Genomic DNA, 21559 nt, shown 5'->3' with positions numbered 1-21559 from the left:
GCCTGTGTTCGGCTCTGTAGCCGCTGGCGAAGCCTGCGTCCGGCTGCGAAGCAGTCGTAAAACCTGAGCACGCGGTCCTTCTGATGTACCGCATCGTCTGGATTTGCGACGGCTTCGCCGCCGAACGCTGCCTCGCACTGCTCGGCAGCTGCTACAAGGGATGTGTTTTGCCGCAGTCCGGATCACTGCGGCTGAAAGGTCTCGAGATAAGCCAGCAGGTTTTCGATCTTTTCCTGATCGCTGATACCCCAGAAGATCATACGAGTGCCGGCCACCACGCTTTTGGGGTCTTCGATGTACTTGGCCAGGGTTTCGCGAGTCCAGACCACGCCGGAGGATTTCATCGCCTCTGAATACTGATAGCCCTCGGTGCTGCCAGCGGTGCGGCCGATCACACCGTTGAGCACCGGGCCAAAACCCGGTCGTGCCGATTCGCCGACTTGATGGCAGCCGCCACAGGTGCGGACGAACAGTTTCCCGCCCGCCTCGGCATCGCCGGCCGCGTGAGCCGCGGTGCCGAACAATCCTGTGGTGAGCAATAAAGCGATAGTCAGTACGCCAGCGTGGTTCATGGAGCGGCTCTCGAAAAAACGAGCGGCTATTTCATCACGACCAGCGCCCGGACCGAAGCCTCATTTACGCGCCAATTTGTATCGCACGCAGTCCTCATAAAAGCTCTTGCGGATCGCTTCCGGCCTGAACCGCGACTTGCTGTCGTAGGTTTGCTCGGTAATACCCATGGCCATCATGTGCATCCACGGCTTGTTGAACTTGTAGACCTGGACTTTCTGGCGTGCGGCATACAGCGAAACGCCTTGCAGTTTCAGCTCCTGAGCCCTGGCCGCCGTCCCCGCGCCCCAGCTGCACATATACCGATCATTGGGCTTCAGCTCTTTGGCCTCGACCGAGACGGCAACGCTCGCCAGGGCCAGCGAGATCACTAGATTGCGCAATTGAATGTCACCTAACCATCTGAAAGTGCGGCGATTCTGGCGATTAGTCGAGGGTTTGGGGGCCAGCAAATTGCCTTATCTGCGAAAGCCATATCCGCACCCTCGCCTACACTTGCTTCCCGTGCATGGATTACTCCAATAGCGGTCGACAAACGAGGCCCCGATGACAAAAACAAAAACACTGACTGGGCTGATGGCCTTGTTGCCGGCGATCACCGTGCAAGCGGATGACGGCGGCATCAGTTTCTGGCTGCCCGGCCAATTCGGGGCGCTGGCGGCGGCGCCGACCGAGCCGGGTTGGAGCATGCCGCTGATTTACTACCATGTCAGCGCCAGCGAGGGCGGGAGCAAGCCATTTCCACGGGGCGGCCGGACCACCGTGGGGCTGGATGCGAAAGCCGATCTGCTGTTCGCCAGCCCCACTTACACGTTTGCCGAACCGTTGCTGGGCGCTCAAGCGGCGGTGTCGATAGTCGCCGCGGTGGGACGGTCCGAGGCCAGTGTCGACACCACGTTGACCGGCCCACGTGGCCGGACCTTTTCCGGGGGCACGGACGACAGCCTCAAGGGTGGCAGCGATGTCTATCTGTTGGGCACGTTGAAGTGGAACCACGGGGTGCACAATTTCATGGCGTACAGCATGGGCAACCTGCCCGTCGGTGCCTATGACCCGGATCGACTGGTCAACACCGGGCTGGGCCATGCCTCGATGGATGCGGGCGGCGGCTACACCTATTTCGATAAGACCAACGAGTTTTCCGCCGTGGCGGGCATGACCTACAACTGGGAAAACACCGATATCGACTATAAAAACGGCATCGACGCCCACCTGGACTTGAGCGCTTCGCACTTCATCAACAGCCAGACGCACCTGGGCGTGGTCGGCTACGTTTACCACCAGGTCACGGGGGACAGCGGCAGCGGTGCGACCCAGGGCGATTTCAAATCCAAAGTCAGCGCGGTTGGGCCGCAGGCCGGGCATTTCTTCAAAGTCGGCAAAGAACTGTGGTACGCCAACCTCAAGGGTTACTACGAGTTTGATGCCGAAAATCGCGCCGAGGGCTGGAACACCTGGGTGACGCTGGTCGTGCCCTTGTAATCAGGTGTTGGTCTTCAGTTTGTTCCACAGACGCGTGGTCAACCGGGCAATGGCCGGCGGCAGGTCCTCAACGGTGAACAGTTTTTCCAGGACCGTTTTCGGCGGGTAGATCGCCGGGTCCTGCTTCACGTCCGGGCTGACAAATTCGTCCGCCGCCAGGTTGGCGTTGGCGTAATGCACGCTGCTGCTGATGTTGGCAATCACCTTGGGCTCAAGCAGGTAGTTCATGTAGTTGTAGCCATTCTTCTCGTGGGGCGCGCTCTTGGGCATGACCACCATGTCCATCCACAGGGTCGAGCCTTCGTCCGGGATCGAATAGGCGATGTCGATGCCATTCTTGGCTTCCTTGGCACTGGCGGCGGCTTGTACGATGTCGCCGTTGAAACCAATCACCGCGCAGATGTTGCCGTTGGCCAGGTCGCTGACGTATTTGGAGGTGTGGAAGTACTGCACGTACGGCCGGATCTTCAGCAGCGCCTGCTCGGCCTTGGCGTAATCCGCCGGCTCGTGGCTGTGGTGCGGCAGGCCCAGGTAGTTGAGGGTGATCGGCAAAATCTGCGTCGGGTTATCGATGATTGCCACGCCGCACTGGCTCAGCTTTTTGATGTTGTTCTCATCAAAAAACAGGCGCCAGGAATGGGTGACGTCGGTGGTGCCGAAAATCGCCTTGATCTTCTCGACGTTGTAGCCGATACCCGCCGTGCCCCACATGTAGGGATAGCCGTACTGGTTGCCCGGGTCGTTGACCTCGAGTTTTTTCATCAGTGCCGGGTCGAGGTTTTTCCAGTTCGGCAGTTGGCTCTTGTCCAGTTTCTGGATCGCCCCGGCCTTGATCAACCGCGACATGAAATGGTTCGACGGACTGACCACGTCGTAACCGGTGTTGCCGGTCATCAACTTCGATTCCAGCACTTCATTGCTGTCGTGGATGTCGTAAGTCGCCTTGATCCCGGTGACCTTGGTGAAACTGGGCAAGGTGTCCTCGGCGATGTAGCCGCTCCAGTTGGAAATGTTGACCTGTTCGTCGGCGTACGTGACGGCCGAAAACGTTGTGAGCAAGACCGTCAGGGAAACAGGGTTAAAGCGCATGTTCGATCACCTGAGTTGAAGAATTTTTGTTGTTTGGGATGCCCGGTTTTCTAGATTTCTGTTCTGGCCCTGACCGCCTCCACACGCATGCGAAGCATGGCACCGATATCGAGAAAGGGTTTGGGCGGCAGCCAGCCGGGCTGGGCCCGTTGCATCACCGAGGCCAACATCGGCGAGTCGCTGCCCGAGGCCAGTTCGGCGAGCAACCGGCCCCAAAGCGTGCCGCGCGCCACGCCGGAACCGTTGCAACCGGCCACGGCAAATACGCCCTCCTCAACCTTGGCGAAAAACGGTTGCCCGGAGCGCGAGGCGCTCAAATGACCGGTCCAGGTGAAGCGAATGTCCTGCTCGGTCAGCCACGGAAAGCGCCGTTGCAAACCCAGCACATGGTGTTTTCTGCGCAGCAGCAGATCGCTGTTGGATAAATCCTTGGCGCGGTATTCGGCGGTGTTGCGGATCATCACGCGACGGTCCGGGGTCAACCGCACCGTGGCGCCGAGGGGTCGGGTGGACAGCACGCCCCAGGGCTCGACGTTGCCCATCGCCTGAAACTCTTGCTCGGTCAACGGCCGCGTCAGGCTGGCGCTGAGTTCCATGGAAAACGTGCCGCTGTCGGCGATTCCCGAGCGTGGGATGAAGGCATTCAGGCACACCAGCACCTGCTGCGCCTCAACGCTGCCCTCGGCTCCCTGGGCGCGAACCTGTCCTTTGGCCAGACGTTCGAGGCCGGTGATGTCGGTGTTTTCGTAGAGCGTCACATTCGGCGGCAGCGCTTCCAGCAAGCCCTTCACGTATTTGGCCGGTTGCAGCAAGGCGTTGCCGTTGCCACACCAGATCGCGGCCTGGTAATGACCGATTCCGAGTTTTTGCTTCAGCTGTTCGCCTTCCAGAAACTGCGCCGAGGCACCCACCGCATGCAGCGTTTGCAGCTTGGCCTCGACGTGGGTCAGCTTGGCGGGATCGCTGACGGCGAAGAAATAGCCGGCATCGCGCAAATCGCACTCGATGCCATGCAGGGCAATGCGCTGGCGGACTTCCGCACTGGCGGCGCGGGAGATCGCGGTATCCACCTCATAACCAGCGAATCCCGAATGCCCCGCCAGCTCATCGGTGCTCGGGTGTTCATGGGCCACGACGAATCCGGAATTGCGCGCCGAAGCACCCTGCGCCGCCCGCTGCCGATCGACAATCACAATGCGCGCCTGAGGGTGCATTTCGGCGAGTGAATGAGCGGCGCACAGCCCGGTGATGCCGGCACCGATAATCAGCCAATCGGCTTTTTGCCTTCCGCTCAGGCGATCACGCACCGGGGCGTTACCCGCTTGCGCAATCCAGCCACAACTATTTTCCATGCCTCACCTCATTGACGGTCGTTCGGCGCGCCGTACTCAACGCTTCATGCAGCAAGCGCATGAGGTGTTTGAGATAACGGCAGCCAGAGCTAGAATCTATAAGGTCTGTAGCGACACAACCAACGTTATAAAATCATCTGAGTATTCTTAAAACGCATGGATAAAATCCGCCACGTTCCTTCTCTTCAGGGCCTGCAGGCCCTGGTCGAGGTCGCTGATTCGGGCAGCTTTACGCAAGCGGCGCACACGCTGTGCCTGACCCAAAGTGCGGTGAGTCGAAAAATCCAGCAGTTGGAATCTCACTTCGGCGTATCGCTGTTCATCAGGAGCAGCCGTAGCCTGCAACTGACCGTCGAGGGCGAACAGGTGCTGGCCAGTGCGCGCAACATTCTCGAGCAGCTGAAAACCCTTGAGGATCGGCTTTCCCCACAAAAGCGCCCCTTCCGCATCCGCATGCATGTGTCGCTGGCGGTGCGCTGGTTGCTGCCGAAACTGAGCGACTTCTACTTGCGTCACCCGGACGTTTCCCTGTCGATCGAAACCGTGGCCACGGAAATCGTCGAACCGGCCGCCGACAGCGACGCCTACATCCTCTATCTGCCCGAGCCGTCAAACGATCCCGCCAGCCTGACCCTGTTCGAGGAATCGCTGGTGCCGGTGTGCGCGCCGGGGTTCGGCCCACTGGACTCGATGGATGATCTTGTGCGCTTTGCGCTGCTGCACCGTTCGGCGGACAAGCAAGCCTGGATCGACTGGCTGGCAGCCAATGGCGGCAAGTCGCTGGAGGATTACCGGCACATCCCCTTCAACCTCGATGAGCTGGCGCTCGATGCAGCGGCGCGAGGCTTGGGCGTGGCGATGACGGACCTGACCCTGGCCCAGGAATCGCTTGATCGCGGGGTGCTGGTGGTGCCGTTTGGTCAGCCATTGAAGACCCAGGGAATTTACTCACTGTGCCCACAGCCGTCGGCGGCGAGCCATCCGGCGTGCGGGGTGATCATGCAGTGGTTTGCGGAGCAGGCGCAGCGGGAGACGGAGTGAATTAGTCCCGTATTTTGGTGACTATCGCCCGCCCCTTTTCTCCTCATGCTTTGATAGGGCACACCAACCGCCAGCCCGATCAATGCACACTTGATATAGGTATTCGGACGTGTGGTGTCCAGAACATGGTCTGCACGCTGATATGCGGATGACTTTCCAACGGTTCCCATTCATCCATGAACGCGAACCCTTGCTTCAGGTAGAAGTTCGCGGCCCTGGCATTGTCCGGCGAGACGTCGAGGTAGACGCGCTCATGACCTTTTTCCATCGCCAGGCTTTTCACCGCCTCGACCAACCGAGCGGCTACGCCAGAACCGCGTGCGGCGGGTTCAACCCACATGCCGATCAGGTTGAAGCGATTCGCTTGACTGACCCCGGCGCCAATCATGCCCACCGGTTGATCGTTCTGGATGGCCAGCCAGAATTGCGTGCCGGCAGACGAGGCGCGTTCTTTCCATTGCTCGTCGGTGTAGTTGGCCGCCGTTTGGTAACTCACGCCGAACGCTGTCGGCGCGTCCAACAGCGCGGCGAGGCGGATGTGCTTCAAGAGCGGCCAGTCTTTTGTTTCCGTTAGACGAATGTTCATGACGGCTTTACGCTCTAGCTTCCTCACGCGGTGTTGCCTTCAATGTCGACACCGGCAGCAATTAATGGGTAACGCAGCACCATAGGCCGGCAGTGCCCAGGGCAGGATGCCCCTGAAATTCACAAATTCGGTATGTGCTGCGGGCAAGATGAGCGTTTAGTTAACCATCACCTCGTCCAGTGCCTGCTCGAGGGTGCTGACCGTGCGCTCGATATTGTGCAGCTTTTCGAGTCCGAACAGACCAATGCGGAAGGTCTGGAAGTCGGCCGGCTCGTCGCACTGCAACGGCACTCCGGCGGCGATCTGTAGGCCGTGTTCGGCAAATTTCTTGCCGCTCTTGATGTCGGCATCATCGGTGTAGCTCACCACTACGCCAGGTGCCTGAAAACCGGCTGCGGCCACGCTTTTGATGCCTTTGCCGCTCAACATTGCGCGCACCCGATCGCCCAGAGCCTGTTGTTCGCCGCAGACCTTGTCGAAACCGTAGGCTTGCGTCTCTTTCATCACTTCGTTGAATCGCGCGAGGGAGTCGCTGGGCATGGTTGCATGGTAGGCATGTCCGCCCTGTTCGTAGGCCTGCATGACCTGCAGCCACTTTTTCAGGTCGCAGGCGAAGCTGCTGCTTTGCGTCTGTTCGATGCGTTCGAGGGCCAAAGAACTGAGCATCACCAGGGCGCAGCAAGGGGAGGCGCTCCAGCCTTTCTGCGGTGCGCTGATCAGCAGGTCGACTGCGCATTTGTGCATATCAACCCATAGCGTGCCTGAGGCGATGCAGTCCAGCACGAACAGGCCTCCCACCGCATGCACGGCGTCGCCGACAGCCCGCAGGTACTCGTCGGGCAGGATAATCCCTGATGAGGTTTCAACGTGGGGGGCGAAGACAATCTGCGGCTTCTGCGCCGCAATGGCTGCCAGCACTTCGTCCAGAGGGGGTGGGGCGTAGGCAGCCTGGTGACCAGTCTCGACCGGTCGGGCTTTCAGCACCGTAGTGGCCGCCGGGATGTTGCCCATCTCAAGGATCTGGCTCCAGCGATAACTGAACCAGCCGTTGCGTATCACCAGGCATTGCTGGTTGGTGGCAAACTGTCGCGCCACCGCTTCCATGCCGAACGTGCCACTGCCCGGGACCACCGCAACCGCCTGGGCGTTGTAGACCTGCTTCAGGGTCCTGGAAATGTTCTTCATCACGCCTTGAAATGACTGCGACATGTGGTTGAGCGAGCGGTCGGTGTAGACCACTGAGTATTCGACCAGCCCCTCGGGATCGATATTGGGATATAGCTTTGACATGGCGTGACTCCTTTGGCAGAGATCTCAGTGGTATCGACCCTGCCCTAAGCCTTGGCAAATGACAAGATTGCTCAGGATGAATTGCGACTTCTGTTGAGCGGCTGGCATCATCAAGGTCGATGGGACTGCTCCCAGTTCAGACTGTTGCGACACTTGTGGCACTGCGTGAATGACATCCACAACCATTTTTTCAGCGCTGCTCACCCCATGAATTCTTTCAGCCAAACCCGTCCGAGTCGCACTTTTTCCTGGATGGTAAATGACCACCTCTGGCCGATGGCCGTCATTGACTAAGCCGAAGTACTTTAGGTACGGGACCGAGCGACGTGTGTTGCAGTGATTCGCCCCTTTTTTTCAGACATTCCGGGACAGTTAGTTATGGAGACTCCACGGTCATGGTTTTACCGCGTGCCCCTCTTCCATGTGAGGGACGTTCGGTGATTTCTTCTCAGGCACGATAAAACTCACTGTCGTGCTGGTGAGGATCTTGTGAGTCGGGTCCGCCACTTCCAGAAGAACCTTGTGCGTACCGGGCGTCAGCCCAACCAGGATAATCGGGTCTTCACTGGTATGCGCCCACGTTCCTTTCCAGTCATCGACGGTCACGTGGAGATGGCCGAGACGCGGAGACACGTCACCCGCCGTTTTGCCAAATACCGGCATGATCCTGGCGTGCTCTGTCCGATATTGAATGATGACAACCCCGCGGGCGAGTGGCTCGGCAAGCGGTGGATAGGCAATGAGTTTTGGCGGCGTCTCAGATTCCAAGGGGAGTATTGCCGGTGGCTGATCGGGATCTGCTTCTCCTTGACCGACTGCAGCGATGCAAAAAAAGCCTCCCAAGGCAAAGACAAACAGATTTCTGAGAACGAGGGACATGGCGTTTTTCTCCCGCGTGATGTTATTCAAGGCTAGATCAACTGGCTCTTCTTCACCGCAATCCACCAGCAAAATCACGGTAAGACTCATAGGCGCGCCCGTCGTCATCGGCAACAGCCATGACCTTTGGGTCAGCGATAGCATGAAAGAGACTCGCAGCTGATCGCATCCGTTCTAATCAGATACCTTGTAGACCTGCCGATGAGGGGCGCGGTGTCGGCAATTCAGCCGATATCGACGTTCAAGGCAATGTCCCAAGTGCCGGCGCCGTTTTTTGCCAGGCCGATCATCATCAGGCCGAGCGCCTCAAGCGTCTGGGCCATGTGCAGGCCGCCGACATCCAACGGACGCAACCCGAGACTCTCGATGAACGTCGAGACGCGCGCCTTGGCCTCCGGATCATCGGCGGCGATGAACGCGTCGAGGCGCCCACCCTTGGCAAGGACGTGGCCGAACAGGGTGTTGAACGCCTTCACGACATGCGCGCTGGCGGGGGCGATCTTGGCGATCTCTTGCGCACCCGAACTGACGGCGGGAGAGACGAGGCCCGTGAGGTCCGGAGAGGCCGTGTTGGTGATGTCGATGATCACCTTGCCGTCGAGCGCGTCTCCGTACTCGGCCACCACCGACGCCGCACCGGTGTACGGCACGGCGAGGATGACGATGTCGCCGGCTGGCGCCGCCCCGTACGTCCCTGTGGTCGCTCCGGCCGCGAGCTGGTCGGCCAGCGCCTGCGCCTTGGCGGGGTCGCGGCTCATCACCTCGACGGTATGCCCTGCTCTAGCGATACGACCGGCAATCGCCGCGGCCATGCCTCCTGAACCGATGATGCTGATAGTGCTCATGTGCAGTCTCCTCGTGAATTAGGGTGTTGCTCGTTGCCGTCCGCCGGGCCAGTTGCGACCCGGTTGCTTGCTCAACTCAGTCGGCAGGGAAGTAATGGCCGTTGTCGAGGTCCTCGAACAAGCCGGGCTGAACAGGCTTCCAGCCGAGGGTCTGGCGGGTGATGAGGTTGGATGCCGGGAGGTCCAGCGTGACCAGATTCGCGAGGAATCCAAAGTATCCCGGCAGCATCAGTACATCCGCGGGAATGCTCACGGCCGGCACGCCCAGACGGCTGCCAATGGCCTCGGCGATCTCGCGGAACCGGAAGCCCTCACTCTCGACCCCGTGCCAATATTTGCCAGCCTCACTCTTCTCCAGTGCCAGGCGGAACAAGACGGCGAGGTCACGGGCGTGCACGGCCGGCCACAGGTTCGCGCCTTCTCCCGGGTAACCGATGACGCCCTTTTCCTTCGCCAGCCCGATCAACAATGGAAGGAAGGCGACGTCGGTCGTGCTGTGCGCAATCGTAGGAATCCGTACGATCGACGACCGCACGCCCCGCTCTGCGAGGCCGATCACGGTGGTTTCGACGACGTTGCGAACCCGCAAGGTCCCCTTGTACGCATCGCCGCCGGGAAGTGACGGGTCTTCCTCGGTGGCCGGACGACCCAGGTGTTCCCACCCGGGCGCGCCGATGCTTCCCGACACAACCAGCGGCTTGCCGCTTCCAGCCAGCGCCTCGCCGTACGCGAGCATGATCTGGAGTTCCGCAGCGGCCACGGCGTCGATCCCGCCAGTGGGTAGCAGGTCTTGCCGGTGCGCGACGTGGATAACGCCGTCGGCGTCCGCCGCTGCCGCCTTGAGCCCGTCGAGGTCGGAAATATCCCCGCGACGCACCTTGGCGCCGAGCGCGGTCAGCGCTGCCGCGGACTTGTCGGACCGGGCCAGGCCGGTGACCTCGTGGCCGGCGGCGATGAGTTCGGGGACGATGTACGAACCGATATGGCCGGTTCCGCCAGTGACTAAAACGTGCATGTCAGGGCTCCATCTGCGTGGTGTGATGCGAGAAATGGTGATACGGGAACGCTCAGCCGAAATGGCTGACGCCGATTGAGAAGTGCGTGTGCTTGACGGAGTGGGCGATAAGGCCGCCGATCGTTACTGCCATGTCACCTGAGCCGATAAGGCTGCTGGTGCAATCCAATGAACTCCGTCAACGTACGATCCATGCTGGTCGCTTTACTTGCAAATAGCAAGTGACATGAAGGGTTTTACTTGCGACACGCAAGCAATGCTAAGATCCAGCCATGAAGACAACTCTTAAAGAAGACTTTCGATCCCACTGCGCGGTGAACTACGGCGTGGAGATTTTCGGCGACCGGTGGTCGCTCTTGATCATTCGCGACATCGTTTTTGTAGGGAAGAAGACGTATGGCGATTTCCTGAAATCGGAAGAGGGAATCGCAACCAATGTTCTTGCTTCCCGACTGGCCTTTCTAGAGAAGCAAGGCGTTCTCGCGAAGGCGCCCAGCCCCGACGACAGGCGCAAGGACTTCTACACCTTGACCGAGAAGGGTCTGGACCTCATTCCAATTGTGATCAACATTGTGCTCTGGAGCGCAAAGCACGATTCGGAGTCGTACGTGCGGCGCCACGAGGATTTGGTTGCTCGATTCAGTCAAAACCCCTTGCAGGCGAGTGAAGAAGTGAAGGCGCTGGTCCGCAATGGCGGGTGCCTCTTTCCTGAGAGTGGGAGATGAACAAGGCGGCGAACGCGCCTTTCACGGCGCGCAAATGTGTGGGTATCGGTCCTGATGACTCAGGGCCTTGGGCTCGCGCCCCTTTCTGAGGCCCGCGCCAATGCCTGGGTGTCGACATACTCGCGGATGTTCGTCAGCTGGCCATTGCGAACAGTGATGGCGAAGACAAAATGGTCCTCAAACGTCCGGTTCGTGGCTTTGACTTTCCCCGTCGCAAAGCCGACGACCAGCACCCGTTCGCCCTGCGCTACAAACTCGGGAGGCTCCATGGATGTTTCCAGTTCTGCGGAAGCCTGCTGAAGCACGTCCGCCAATCCCGCGTGCCCGCGGTGCGTGCCAGCCAGCGGCCAATCCTCCCCCGGAATGATCCACTCGAAATCTTCGGCACACAATGCCAGCAGACGTTGCCTATCGCCGCCGCCCATTGCTGCAAAAAAGTCCTTCACAACCTGGATATTCTCTTGAATGCTCATAAAGACGTCTCCATTGCGCTTGCATCGGATTGCGTACGGTGGTTGCTCTTTTCCACGCGGGATCACAACTCATCAGTCGAACTTGACCAAGTCCTTGAAGATCAGTTGGCCCCAGGTATTTCCGCGCGCCTGCACCAGCAGTCCACCCTCCGAAAGCCCGCCCAGCTTGATCGGCGAGAAACCGAGTTTTTCTGCCAGCGCACCAATTTCCGCAGCGGCGCCGTCATCGTCGCTCGCAAGGAACACGACTCTCCTGCCACCCTTCACGGCCGGATCCTGGCCAAGAACAGCGGCGCCCAAATGGTTGAAGCCCTTGACCAGTCGTCCGCCAGTAAAGGCCTGCGCGACGACACTGGAAGAAGGCTCTCCTCCCAGTTCCTCAGGGGACACGCCGTAGGCATTGGTCGCATCGATGATGGTCTTCCCCTTCCAGGTCGGCAACGCCTTAGCGACGTCCGGGTACGACTCGAAACGGACAGCCAGAAAAACGATGTCCGCCTTGACCGCGTCCGCCAGTTTTTGGGGAATGATCTGGGGGCCGATGGCGGCCGCAGCGGATGCAAAGCTTTCCGGGTCGCGCGTGGTTGCCACGGCTACTTCGATGCCATTGCGGACAAACGCCTTGGCCAGGGCCTGGCCGATATTGCCGAAGCCGATAATTGCGTAGCTCATACATTCTCCTGAGGTTTACCGAGTTCTACGGCGCTCCGAATCATCGAATGAAGCGCCTGGGCGTAGGACGTCAGAGTTGCGCAAGACCGCCGTCAACGGCGACTTCGCTGGCGGTCATGAAGCTGCTGTCCGGCGACGCAAGAAAGGCGGCCACGGCCCCGATCTCCGCCGGATCGGCCATGCGCTGAAGCGGCGTCATCGCGGCGTAGATTTTCTGGCCCTCCTCGCCCAGCGCTTCCTTCGCGAGTTCGGTCGCCGTCGCCCCGGGCGACAGCACGTTTACCCGAATGCCAGTGCCCTTCAGGTCCTCGGCCCAAGTCCGCGCGAGGTTGCGCACTGCCGCCTTGCTTGCGCTGTAGGCGCTCATTCCCGGGGCGCCCGTGGTGCCGGCGCTCGAACCGGTGAGGATGATCGAACCGCCTTTGCCCATCAGCGGCAGCGCCTTCTGGACGGTGAAAATCGTCCCCTTCACGTTGGTGTCGAAGGTTTCGTCAATGTGCTCGGCGGTGATCTGGCCGAGCGCAAGCTGGCTTCCCGCCCCGGCATTGGCGAAGACGATGTCGAGGGTTCCGCGCTCGGCCTTCACCGCTGCGTAGAGTCGGTCGAGGTCGGCCAGATCGGACACCGAGCCCTTCACCGCGCGGGCATTGGGCCCGAGTTCGGCGACAGCAGCATCGAGCGCTTCCTGCCGGCGGCCGAAGATGAAGACGAAGGCGCCCTCCTCGATGAAGCGTTTTGCAGCGGCGCGGCCGATGCCGGTAGCGCCGCCGGTGATCACGGCGGTCTTTCCATTCAGTCTGGTCATGTCGTACATCCTTCGTTGGAGTTGTGCCAAGCAGGGAATTGCTTGCTTGAGACGAGGATGCAGCGCTGATAACCTAAGGACAAGTATGCACCTTTAGGTAAGTATCAAAAAATGACGACGACTTCTGAAATCTGTGGCACCGGTTGTGGGCTTAACGCCACGCTGCGCATCATCTCGGGCAAGTGGAAACCGCTGGTCTTGTTTTTCCTGCGCGATGGCCCGAAGCGTTACGGCGAGCTCAAGCGTTTGATCCCGGGCGTCAGTGACAAGGTGCTGATCCAGCAATTGAAGGATCTGGAGGCCGATCACGTGCTGGCGCGAACCGACTACAAGGAAGTGCCGCCACGCGTGGACTACACGCTGACCCCGCTCGGTCGCAGCCTGGCAGACGCGATCATGCCGCTGTGCACCTGGGGAACCGAGAATGCGGCGCAAATGGCAAGCATCTTCGCCAAGCGCGACGCTTTGCCCTAGCAGGATGCTGACCAACTACTGACTGTCGCGAGCGCCTGGAAAATCCGGGGCTATTGTGCCGGTTACAAGCTCAAGGAAGGCTGTAGTGAAAATAAGCAAGACGCTGGTCATTCTCAATAACCTATTGCGCCTTCTGCAGGTGCTCATGGGCTTGGCGGGCTGGATAGGCGCAGGGGTGACTCTGGGGCTGCACCTGCGCTTCGACTTACAACCGTTTTTGTCGATGATCCTGGCGTCGGGGTTAGGTGTCGTTGCCTTGGTCGTGCATGAAGGCGGTCATTACCTGGGCGCCAGGTTGCATCACATGCCGGTGTTGATGATGCGAGTCGCCGCCGTGGAGGTTCAGGTACGACGCCGGAATTGGCAGATTCGCTGGTCGCCACAGCTCAAGGGGCGTCGACTCGGCGGTTACGTAATGGCGGCGACAAACTGTCAGCTTCCGCTGCGCAAACAGATGCTGTGGTTTGTGCTGATGGGGCCCTTGGCCAACTTGCTCATGGGCCTGGTCTCAGCGGGATTGGGCTGGCTCACCGAGGGGCTAATGTCAGCATTCTTCCTGGCGTTTGCCATGCTTAACCTGAGCATGGCATTGGCCAATCTGGTGCCAACCTCCCGCATTCTGCACAGCGACGGTATGCTCCTTATCGCCTGGTGGCTGCACCGCGACGACCAGCGTGCCGAATTGGCCGAGGTGCGCTTGCTGGCGATGTCAGTGGCAGGAGTAGCCTGCGAGCAACTGCCGGATACCGACATTGCACAGCTGTCCCAAGGCGCCATGCCTCAACCCTTGATTGCCATCGGCTACCGCCTTGGCGCCTTGCTGGACCGAGGCGATTTCCGGGCGGCGACGCAGCTGGAGCAGAATCTGGAGGCGGTGTTGCAGGAACATGCGCAGTCACTCAACGGCATGGGCACGCTGATCACTCTGTTGCGCGTTGAGTTCGCTTTCGTCCGCGCTTATCTAGAACAGGACGCGAGGCACCTGTGGGACGACTGGGCGAACAGCGACCTTGACTGGTTTAACCCTTGGCTGCGTCCACGCTGTGCGGCGCTGCGGGCGTTTTTGCAGGGAGACCTGCAACGGGGTGAACAATATTTGCAGCAGGCGCTAGCAGCTGCGAACAACAGCGTGGTAACTACGATAAGACGCAGCGAGGCACTTCTGGCGGACAGCCTGCGGGCATTACCGGCAGCGGTGCAAAGCAAGGATCTGGAACCCGAGTGCGTGTCATGACCAGGCCCCCCCCATAGGTTCGCAAAGCAGGTAAATCAGTGCCTGCCCCCTGCGGCGAGGGACTTGCCCCCTCGCCACAAAAACAGCGCTAGACGCTATTCCGACGGCATTGCCCGCAACCGCCGGCCAAGCACATCCAGCACATCACACCCATCGCGCAATGGAATGGCGCACAGCAGGGCAAAGTCGCTGAGGATGAAGGATTCACATTCGATTGAGCCGCGCATGGACAGGTTTTCCAGCGCTTGGGTTACGGCGCGGATTCGGTAATTGGCGGCGTCATACAAAACATCGAGCGGCGCGTGGGTGTCGACGAACAGGGTGGGCATGTCGTCGCAGTTGCTGGTAAGCGCCATGAAGCGGCTTTCGGGGTGGGGAGTTGGTTTTTCGTAAGGTGGGTCAGGATGTAGTGTTGGCATTTTTAAGCTTCCGATGAGAAATGGAAGCTGCCATCAGCCTTCCTACAGGCTTGGGTGGCAGCTATACGCGGGGTAGGAATACCGAGCATCGGAAAACTCGACCACGCCGAAACGTGCCCGCGCATAGCCGCCGCGACGGATATTACGGGCGCACATGGCGGGCCGCAAATCTGACTTCGATTGCTAACGCATTACCGATGCTACTAAAGGGTTCCTACGCCCTGCCGCTGAATATTCAGCGACCACCAAAGCCTACCGATTGAATCCACCGCGCACCAGTTCACCAAAACCGCCACAACTTGAAGGAAATTTCCGAAGACCTTGCCCGGAAATTTCGCTCGAAAGGAAGCAATTTGGTGAAAGTATTCACTTAAGCTGGGCCTTGTTTGTTCAGCTGCTGGGGGACCGCTTTCGGCCAAAAGCAGACTGTCGTTACAGGCCATTGGGACGGAGATTTTGAGCTACTCTCTCCGACACTAGCTTTAGGTAAGCTTGAACACTGCCAGAGAAGGCATCTCCAGAAGTGGCGCATTTAATCAATTCTTTCACCGCGCCCTCTTCTTCCAAAGCAGTCCACTGGCAGCAACACATCATGTTAGCGGGCTCGATATGACGTACTGCATAAATTCACAGGAAGTGGTAAATGCGATCCGCACAATGAGCACAACGCGTATCGGCATTGATGGAATAGATGGCGCGGGCAAGTCAACGCTGGCCCGAGAAGTCTCCGAAGCCCTTGGACTTCCTTGTATAAGCCTCGACTCCTTCCTTGAGAAAGATATGAAAGGGTATGTTGAGCACATCGACTACCTGAAGCTTAAGGCTACGCTGGAGAAGCTTGAAGGCTATGTAGTGGAAGGTGTTTGCCTGCGCCAGGTGTTGCGGCGAATTCAACTGGCACCCGCAGTAAACATCTATATCAAGCGAGTGCAGCATGGAGTCTGGTCAGATGAGGCCAATCTAGATATCAGCGAACCAGTCGATGTCGTTCTGGCTAGAGAAAGAGATCTCGCCAGTCTGTTTTCGATTAGTCTGGTAAGTAATCTCGGGTTGGCAGAAGAGGTCATTCGGTATCACGCTGAATTTCGTCCGCATAATCACGCTGACGTAACCTATGCTGCCGCGCATTAGCAATTCACTGCTGGGACGACGCTTCGGAAAGGAAACAGAATTTTATACTCCTTGGTTTAAACGTCTGTTTTTTGACCTATTGCTGGCCGTAACGAGAGGCAGAAAGCGCCCCGTAGCTGCCGGCAACCGGCAAAAAACAGCCGTAGTGCCGTATGCTAGGAGGCAAATGGTGCAAGCGCTTTGACTTCAGCAGGACGTTGATGGGATATAGCCCTCCGGCGGGTAACCCCTCCCAATCTGTCTGCACGTCTCAGTTCGATCATCCCGGTGGCGTCGCTGATACACTGTTCCTACAGCAGCCCTTTGGGCAGCCAATGAGTTGGGCCGAGAAATGGATATCAAAGAGTTTTGCCTCGCTCATCGATTCGATATGAGCAAATGCGCAGTAGCATCAGGTGGTGGCAGCTTCGAGTTGACGGATCTGAAAACTTCGCCTGTCGAATTCTTGAGCTTGGCGGAAGACGATTTTGAACGTGGCGGTTTGTCAGCCCTTGTCAATGCAACGACTAATATTAAACGTGCGATTGTCTGTCAGCTTGACCAGTTATTGATCTCGTTTGGTTATCCGTCATTCAGATGGAATGTGCCGAAAAAAATAGAGAAGTTGAGAGCACTCGGCTTATTGGCGCCGAGTCTTTTGCGTAAAGCAGTTAGCATGCGGAATATTCTTGAACACGAATACGAAACTCCTGAGCTTAAAATAGTTGAGGAGGCGTTGGATATCGCGAGTCTATTTGTAATGTCTGCTTCTGCTATGTTCATTCCTTTTGAAGATGTGTTGGAGTTTTCGCTGCCAGACGGTCCTGCCGAGGGTAGCCCTGTAACGCATATCACGGCCGGATTAAACCGGGAGTCTCGAGGTGTTTTCTATACTGTCTATGCATACGAGCCCGGCGGATATGGTGGACTGTGCGTTGGTCAATGTGAAATTCAATCAGGTCACGTGCTTTTCGAGTCAATGGTCAAGCTTTCCGCATCTCTGATGCTTCGATACAAGGTCAATCAAGCTCTTAAGGATTTTGACACCGCCTACGCTAAGCTATGAATATTCGTTAACTTTTATTAGCGAAGGGATAAATTATTTGCCGTAAAACTAACGGCTGTAAGGGGCAGCAAACGGCCAATAGCATCCGGTCACAACCGACTGAGAACAGCCAAAAGCGCATACTTATGACCGTCCGCCATTCTCTCTAAGCAGACGCATAAGTGAACGGCTCCAGCAAAATTTGAGGTTCGACCCACAACCTTAAACCGTAGGGAATTACCGAATACCCGTCGTATCGCCCAGTGAAAGTATTCGAAGCTGCAAACTCCAAGAATTTACCGCGCTTGTCATCAACAACGCGGATACCGGGGCATCCAAGCATTGTGTATTTGATAATGGGGTTTGGTAGTGAAGCCTCACTCACCTGAATTTCCACATCAGAATCATATTGCCAAATTGTCAATTTCAGTCTGACAGTACCTTGCTCGATAACGTAACGGTGTGATGTTTCGAACTCATCCAGGGAGGGGAAGACGCCGAGTACGGCGATTAGATCAAAAGGATCCCACGTTAAAAGGGGCATAAAGCATCCTTTGCTGACATCACGGTGAATTTGATCCCATTCTAATCATCAGCCATCTGTAACGCAGTTTTTCTCCAAGACTTCTTGGCCATAGGCAGAGCGATTTTTCGCAATCCCTACCAAACGAACATTCACGATCTGGAGGACTCTACGGTTTTTCCCCTCCGTCAGCTTTGGGTCGATTTCAGCCCCTCGTGAGTGGCAGAAATCGGCCAGAAGCGGACACCGGCTCCGCGAATTCCCACACAGGCTCGTACAGTTAAATGCCCAGGCGATGTCGCTGCTCATCCGATAATGGATTTTTTAAGGCCTCCTGGTACGCAGCCTCGCATTTGCGCCAGAACTCATAATGAAATGCACGCAGCGCGACTCCGACCATTGGTTCAAATCGAACCCAAAATATATATCGGACCGCGCCCAGGCTTATTGAACTTCGAAAACTTGTGGGGTTTTGTGTTTTTGAATCGAAGGGAACAATAAGCCCTCCGTGCCCAGCGAATTTATGCTCCCCGAGTGTATCGCGATAAGCCTCATAGGTCGGATCTGCATCAATGTGTAGAAAGACAATGTTTCGCCTCGTAGTTCCTATGGCGAATTCGCAAGCTTCTAATAGGCGAGGGCCACAGGACTCAGCGATATGGCAACATAATAGTTTGGAAAAGTATCGAAATACATTGAGGTACTTCTCTGAGCCAGAGGCATATTGTGGCGAGCTGAATACTGACGAAGGATCTTGACCTTTCGTCAAACACGAGGAGACCAAAGCATGAAACCGGTCGAATTCACGGTCAGATGCCTGTGTACGGGTGCCATTGCATAAAGAGCACATCCGAGCTGAGAAGTGGAAGGCGCGGGACTTCGGGCCTTGCGCCGAACGAGGAATGCTTTCGCCATCGAAATTGCCGATGACCATGGCATCCTCTCCAAAAATTTTTCGCAAAACCGAAGCTTTGATTTTGTGCTCTCCGGTGAGCGATTCACCAGACCCGCACAGGCAGCAACTCTCTGCCTGGTACGGTTCGAAGAATATTCCCATCAATAGGCTCCAAAGATATTAGGAATTTCATGAGGCTATAGCTCCAATCGCAAGGCCACCTTTATACCCTTAGAAAATAATGCCGGAGCTGCTACGGTGTTCATGCCGAACCAGTGCATAGCCCCCGCCAGCACCGCTTTAGCAAAAGCCCCTACGAGTCCGCTTTGGGTCGAAGCAACACCTGGGGGATGGCAGCTTTCGGCCAATAGCCGACATTCCATCTTGCCTCAAGTGATACCCTCCACAGGACTTCACTCAAGGGCATCATATGGACATATCGCCTCGCTTCATCATCCACGAATCCCCCTATTGGGTGATCAACCACCGCATGGACTGTGCGCTGCCTGGCTACCTGATGCTCAGCGCGAAGGAGATGACAAGCTCCTTGGCGGCGCTACCGACCGAAGCGCTGGCGGAGTTGGGTGCATTGCAGGCGAGGATTCAGGCATCCATCGAAACGCATCTGCAACCAAAACGGCTTTACATCGGCCGTTTCGGTCATGACGCAGGGTACTCCATCCACTTCCATTTCATCCCGATTTACCAATGGGTAGAGGCAATGTTCTGGAGCGACGACAGGTACAGACTGCTGCAAATCTTTGGCTCACTCGACAGAATCGGACCCCAGACCGACGGCGCAGAACTGACGTTCTTTGTCTGGCGAGAGTTTTGTGAGCGTCCTGATCCTCCTATGATAGAAGGCCCATCTATTGATCACGTCATTGCGACTCTGCGTTGTGAGTTCGGTTTTCAGAACATGGGTTGAACTGTGAAAGTAACTTGTCGCGGCAGGCCGCTTTGGGTCGCTTTCTGCCTCTCGTGACTGGCAGAAATCGGCCAAAAGCAGACGGTCATCGCGGTTCTGGTTTCGCCCGATAGCGAATGCTCACAGCAGCAGATGCATGCCAACTCTAGCCATTCACCGCATGACCCAGCGGTAGTGATGTTCCTCTCTACTGAGCACTATCCCAATCTTATTTCTTGGCCTGTATGGAAAGTCGAGCAACTTTGGTCACAGCGAGTGGTACCTCATGTAGAGGTAGGTTTTCCTGGAGATGTTAGCCTGCAAGGAGCGGTCGAAATGATGCCGATGCCGCAATGATTGCCAACTACAAGCGCCTCTTTGATCGAGGTCAGGTCATTTTTGGCTGGCAGAATTACATCCCATTCATCGAAGGGGACCTAAGACGTCACAGCAACGGTGGGCGGATCATGATGCAGGTACTGGCGGCTGTGCCCATTGCCGGTTTCGACCCGGTGCTGGTAGCGGTAAAACGGGTGCTTGTCGGGAAGTCTGAACGCCGATCACATCTTAAATGTTCTCGCCCGACTCCCCGCTACTGCACCGCCGCCTCTCGTAGAAACCAGCCTGCAACTCAAGATGGCTCCCGTCGCGGCCCACGGAGAAGCTTCGACGGCACCCTCGAATCCACGCACTAGTACTAGCGATCAAATGCGGCTTGAAGTTCTGCCTGACTGCTGATACCGCTCTGCAGCAAGAGCATGAGAAGCAGGCGCGCCTTTTGAGGGCTCAGATCGCCGGCCATCACTGCACCTGCTTCGTAGCTGGTCTTGCCGCCGCCAACGAAACCATAGACCGGCATCGTGCGGCCGTTGGGCACTCGGGTCGCAACCACCACCGGTACGTTCTTCGAAAGGGCGTACTTGACCGCCTCGAACATAGAGACGTTCATGTTGCCCATGCCAACAGCTTGCACCACGATGCCTTTGGCACCCTGGTCGACGGCATAGCGCAGCAGCGACCCATCGGCCCCACCGAACATGGCTAGAATCTCTACGCGCGGCATCTCCGCGGTACCGATGTCGATATGCTGGCGGCGCAGCGGTGCGTTAGTGAAGATGACCTTGTCCTCCCAGACCTCGCCAAGAAAGCCGAAGTCACCAGACTTGAAGGTCTCGACATCTCCTGTGTGAGTCTTGGTGACGCTGCGCGCCGCATTGATCTGGTTGTTCATCGCCAACATCACGCCCTTGCCGCGGGCTTGAGCCGTGGTAGCAATGCGGATGGCATTGAGCAGGTTTCGCGGACCATCGAAATCGGGCGAGGATGCATTACGCTGCGCACCGATCAGGATCACCGGTTTGTCGGACTTGACGGTCAGGTCCAGCCAGTAAGCCGTTTCCTCCATCGTATCGGTGCCGTGCGCGATGACGACGCCGGCGACCTCGGGACGCGCGAGCGCATCATCAACGGCCTTAGTGAGACGTGTCCACCACTTCGCTTCGACATAGTTGGCCGACATGTTCGAGAAGTTGTTAACTTCGACGATCGCGTATTTGCCGGCATCCGGCACCGTCTGCATAAGGTCATCTCCCGAAATCGCGGGGACGACGCCTTTGGTCACCGGGTCGATCTTCATGGCTATCGTCCCGCCCGTGGCGATGAATTGCACCACAGGTTGTGCTTGGGCCGATGCATCCATCGCCGCGAGGCATATCGCCAAAGTTACGAGCGTTTTTCTCAATGTCCTCATGCATGAATAGTTGCGCCCGTTGGCAACCTGGGTGGTTTTATCGCCATATCGCGTAGCCGAAGCGCTGAGAAGGGTTCCGATCGAAACTTCCATTCATCCATCCAAATTTTTTGTTGTGTTGGGATTGGGTTTTCAAGCAGCAATGAGAATGTTGTTGCGACAAATCTTATGCGCTGCTGGTACCAGCGTCTATCTCACACGAGAAAAGCTCAACATTCATAAGGGGCATAGATGAAGACAATTGAAGAGTTGTGAACGGGACGACACTCTCCATAGAGTCCCATAGCAGAATGGGAACCACGAAAAGGATTGACCAGCGATAATCACATACATCAGCTAATTTCTATCAGAGGTCGAGTTAGTCGCTTGATGAGGTTT

The 21559-nt window shown here is 57.4% G+C and carries 24 protein-coding genes and 1 pseudogene; 9 read left to right on the top strand and 16 right to left on the bottom strand.

Annotated features, from left to right (window positions below; genetic code table 11):
- Positions 1 to 182: 182 nt before the first annotated feature.
- Both HKK53_RS00740 and HKK53_RS00735 read right to left on the bottom strand, forming a co-directional pair.
- On the bottom strand, positions 183 to 572 hold the full coding sequence (locus HKK53_RS00740) for a c-type cytochrome (RefSeq protein WP_169368854.1): 390 nt from the start codon (positions 570 to 572) through the stop codon (positions 183 to 185).
- 60 nt (positions 573 to 632) lie between these two features.
- Positions 633 to 959, bottom strand: a complete 327-nt coding sequence (locus HKK53_RS00735; protein ID WP_442962300.1) for a hypothetical protein — start codon at positions 957 to 959, stop codon at positions 633 to 635.
- A gap of 157 nt (positions 960 to 1116) precedes the next feature.
- Between HKK53_RS00735 and HKK53_RS00730 the strand changes: the two genes are divergently transcribed.
- Positions 1117 to 2052 carry a SphA family protein gene (locus HKK53_RS00730; RefSeq protein WP_169368852.1) on the top strand — a complete coding sequence of 312 codons (936 nt, stop codon included), beginning with the start codon at positions 1117 to 1119 and terminating at the stop codon, positions 2050 to 2052.
- Here the strand turns inward: HKK53_RS00730 and HKK53_RS00725 are convergent, their stop codons facing one another.
- Together HKK53_RS00725 and HKK53_RS00720 are read right to left on the bottom strand one after the other, a co-directional pair.
- Complete coding sequence (locus HKK53_RS00725; RefSeq protein WP_169368851.1) at positions 2053 to 3141, bottom strand: polyamine ABC transporter substrate-binding protein; 1089 nt, start codon at positions 3139 to 3141, stop codon at positions 2053 to 2055. It lies immediately after the preceding gene.
- Between the two features lie 50 nt (positions 3142 to 3191).
- Positions 3192 to 4493 carry an NAD(P)/FAD-dependent oxidoreductase gene (locus HKK53_RS00720; protein ID WP_169368850.1) on the bottom strand — a complete coding sequence of 434 codons (1302 nt, stop codon included), beginning with the start codon at positions 4491 to 4493 and terminating at the stop codon, positions 3192 to 3194.
- Positions 4494 to 4649: 156 nt separating this feature from the next.
- Here HKK53_RS00720 and HKK53_RS00715 point away from each other — a divergent pair, with 156 nt between their 5' ends.
- On the top strand, positions 4650 to 5534 hold the full coding sequence (locus HKK53_RS00715; RefSeq protein WP_169368849.1) for a LysR substrate-binding domain-containing protein: 885 nt from the start codon (positions 4650 to 4652) through the stop codon (positions 5532 to 5534).
- Between the two features lie 79 nt (positions 5535 to 5613).
- Here the strand turns inward: HKK53_RS00715 and HKK53_RS00710 are convergent, their stop codons facing one another.
- The 5 genes from HKK53_RS00710 to HKK53_RS00690 form a co-directional block, all read right to left on the bottom strand.
- Complete coding sequence (locus HKK53_RS00710; RefSeq protein WP_178117435.1) at positions 5614 to 6120, bottom strand: GNAT family N-acetyltransferase; 507 nt, start codon at positions 6118 to 6120, stop codon at positions 5614 to 5616.
- Positions 6121 to 6276: 156 nt separating this feature from the next.
- On the bottom strand, positions 6277 to 7410 hold the full coding sequence (locus HKK53_RS00705; RefSeq protein WP_169368848.1) for an aminotransferase class V-fold PLP-dependent enzyme: 1134 nt from the start codon (positions 7408 to 7410) through the stop codon (positions 6277 to 6279).
- A 393-nt stretch (positions 7411 to 7803) separates the two neighbouring features.
- A complete protein-coding gene (locus HKK53_RS00700; RefSeq protein WP_169374148.1) occupies positions 7804 to 8289 on the bottom strand; it encodes a DUF6130 family protein in 486 nt (161 codons plus the stop codon).
- 224 nt (positions 8290 to 8513) lie between these two features.
- Entirely contained in the window at positions 8514 to 9134 is a 621-nt protein-coding gene (locus HKK53_RS00695; RefSeq protein ID WP_169368847.1) for an NADPH-dependent F420 reductase, read from the bottom strand.
- A gap of 76 nt (positions 9135 to 9210) precedes the next feature.
- Positions 9211 to 10149, bottom strand: coding sequence for an SDR family oxidoreductase (locus tag HKK53_RS00690; RefSeq protein ID WP_169368846.1), 939 nt, complete (start codon positions 10147 to 10149; stop codon positions 9211 to 9213).
- Positions 10150 to 10421: 272 nt separating this feature from the next.
- Here HKK53_RS00690 and HKK53_RS00685 point away from each other — a divergent pair, with 272 nt between their 5' ends.
- Positions 10422 to 10874 (top strand): winged helix-turn-helix transcriptional regulator, encoded by a 453-nt coding sequence (locus tag HKK53_RS00685; protein WP_169368845.1) that lies wholly within the window; start codon positions 10422 to 10424, stop codon positions 10872 to 10874.
- 59 nt (positions 10875 to 10933) lie between these two features.
- Here the strand turns inward: HKK53_RS00685 and HKK53_RS00680 are convergent, their stop codons facing one another.
- The 3 genes from HKK53_RS00680 to HKK53_RS00670 all read right to left on the bottom strand — a co-directional run bounded on the left by HKK53_RS00680 (position 10934) and on the right by HKK53_RS00670 (position 12824).
- Positions 10934 to 11347 carry a nuclear transport factor 2 family protein gene (locus tag HKK53_RS00680; RefSeq protein ID WP_169368844.1) on the bottom strand — a complete coding sequence of 138 codons (414 nt, stop codon included), beginning with the start codon at positions 11345 to 11347 and terminating at the stop codon, positions 10934 to 10936.
- 72 nt (positions 11348 to 11419) lie between these two features.
- Positions 11420 to 12019, bottom strand: a complete 600-nt coding sequence (locus tag HKK53_RS00675) for an NADPH-dependent F420 reductase (RefSeq protein WP_169368843.1) — start codon at positions 12017 to 12019, stop codon at positions 11420 to 11422.
- A gap of 70 nt (positions 12020 to 12089) precedes the next feature.
- Positions 12090 to 12824, bottom strand: a complete 735-nt coding sequence (locus tag HKK53_RS00670; protein WP_169368842.1) for an SDR family NAD(P)-dependent oxidoreductase — start codon at positions 12822 to 12824, stop codon at positions 12090 to 12092.
- Between the two features lie 111 nt (positions 12825 to 12935).
- On the opposite strand from HKK53_RS00670, the gene HKK53_RS00665 reads away from it, so the two are divergent.
- Both HKK53_RS00665 and HKK53_RS00660 read left to right on the top strand, forming a co-directional pair.
- Positions 12936 to 13298: a winged helix-turn-helix transcriptional regulator gene (locus HKK53_RS00665; protein WP_169368841.1), complete on the top strand. Its 363-nt coding sequence runs from the start codon at positions 12936 to 12938 to the stop codon at positions 13296 to 13298.
- Between the two features lie 85 nt (positions 13299 to 13383).
- Complete coding sequence (locus HKK53_RS00660; RefSeq protein ID WP_237150653.1) at positions 13384 to 14532, top strand: M50 family metallopeptidase; 1149 nt, start codon at positions 13384 to 13386, stop codon at positions 14530 to 14532.
- Positions 14533 to 14627: 95 nt separating this feature from the next.
- Here the strand turns inward: HKK53_RS00660 and HKK53_RS00655 are convergent, their stop codons facing one another.
- Entirely contained in the window at positions 14628 to 14951 is a 324-nt protein-coding gene (locus tag HKK53_RS00655) for a hypothetical protein (protein WP_169368840.1), read from the bottom strand.
- Between the two features lie 492 nt (positions 14952 to 15443).
- On the opposite strand from HKK53_RS00655, the gene HKK53_RS00650 reads away from it, so the two are divergent.
- Positions 15444 to 16082, top strand: coding sequence for a shikimate kinase (locus HKK53_RS00650; RefSeq protein ID WP_169368839.1), 639 nt, complete (start codon positions 15444 to 15446; stop codon positions 16080 to 16082).
- Between the two features lie 331 nt (positions 16083 to 16413).
- Positions 16414 to 17127 (top strand): hypothetical protein, encoded by a 714-nt coding sequence (locus HKK53_RS00645; RefSeq protein ID WP_169368838.1) that lies wholly within the window; start codon positions 16414 to 16416, stop codon positions 17125 to 17127.
- A gap of 145 nt (positions 17128 to 17272) precedes the next feature.
- Here the strand turns inward: HKK53_RS00645 and HKK53_RS32455 are convergent, their stop codons facing one another.
- Together HKK53_RS32455 and HKK53_RS00635 are read right to left on the bottom strand one after the other, a co-directional pair.
- Positions 17273 to 17650, bottom strand: a complete 378-nt coding sequence (locus HKK53_RS32455; RefSeq protein ID WP_149662273.1) for a hypothetical protein — start codon at positions 17648 to 17650, stop codon at positions 17273 to 17275.
- Positions 17651 to 17909: 259 nt separating this feature from the next.
- A complete protein-coding gene (locus HKK53_RS00635) occupies positions 17910 to 18686 on the bottom strand; it encodes a hypothetical protein (protein ID WP_169368837.1) in 777 nt (258 codons plus the stop codon).
- Between the two features lie 268 nt (positions 18687 to 18954).
- Between HKK53_RS00635 and HKK53_RS00630 the strand changes: the two genes are divergently transcribed.
- Both HKK53_RS00630 and HKK53_RS00625 read left to right on the top strand, forming a co-directional pair.
- Positions 18955 to 19452, top strand: a complete 498-nt coding sequence (locus HKK53_RS00630; protein ID WP_169368836.1) for an HIT family protein — start codon at positions 18955 to 18957, stop codon at positions 19450 to 19452.
- Positions 19453 to 19772: 320 nt separating this feature from the next.
- A pseudogene (locus tag HKK53_RS00625) lies at positions 19773 to 20169 on the top strand (IS21 family transposase); the annotation flags it as partial.
- Here HKK53_RS00625 and HKK53_RS00620 read toward each other — a convergent pair.
- Entirely contained in the window at positions 20129 to 21274 is a 1146-nt protein-coding gene (locus HKK53_RS00620; protein ID WP_237150651.1) for an asparaginase, read from the bottom strand. The pseudogene HKK53_RS00625 and the gene HKK53_RS00620 overlap by 41 nt on opposite strands.
- Positions 21275 to 21559 lie beyond the last annotated feature (285 nt).

Origin of the sequence: Pseudomonas sp. ADAK7, assembly GCF_012935675.1 — a bacterium.
In the GTDB taxonomy this organism is placed as follows: Bacteria; Pseudomonadota; Gammaproteobacteria; order Pseudomonadales; family Pseudomonadaceae; genus Aquipseudomonas.
This window is presented reverse-complemented; position numbering and strand designations above follow the sequence as displayed.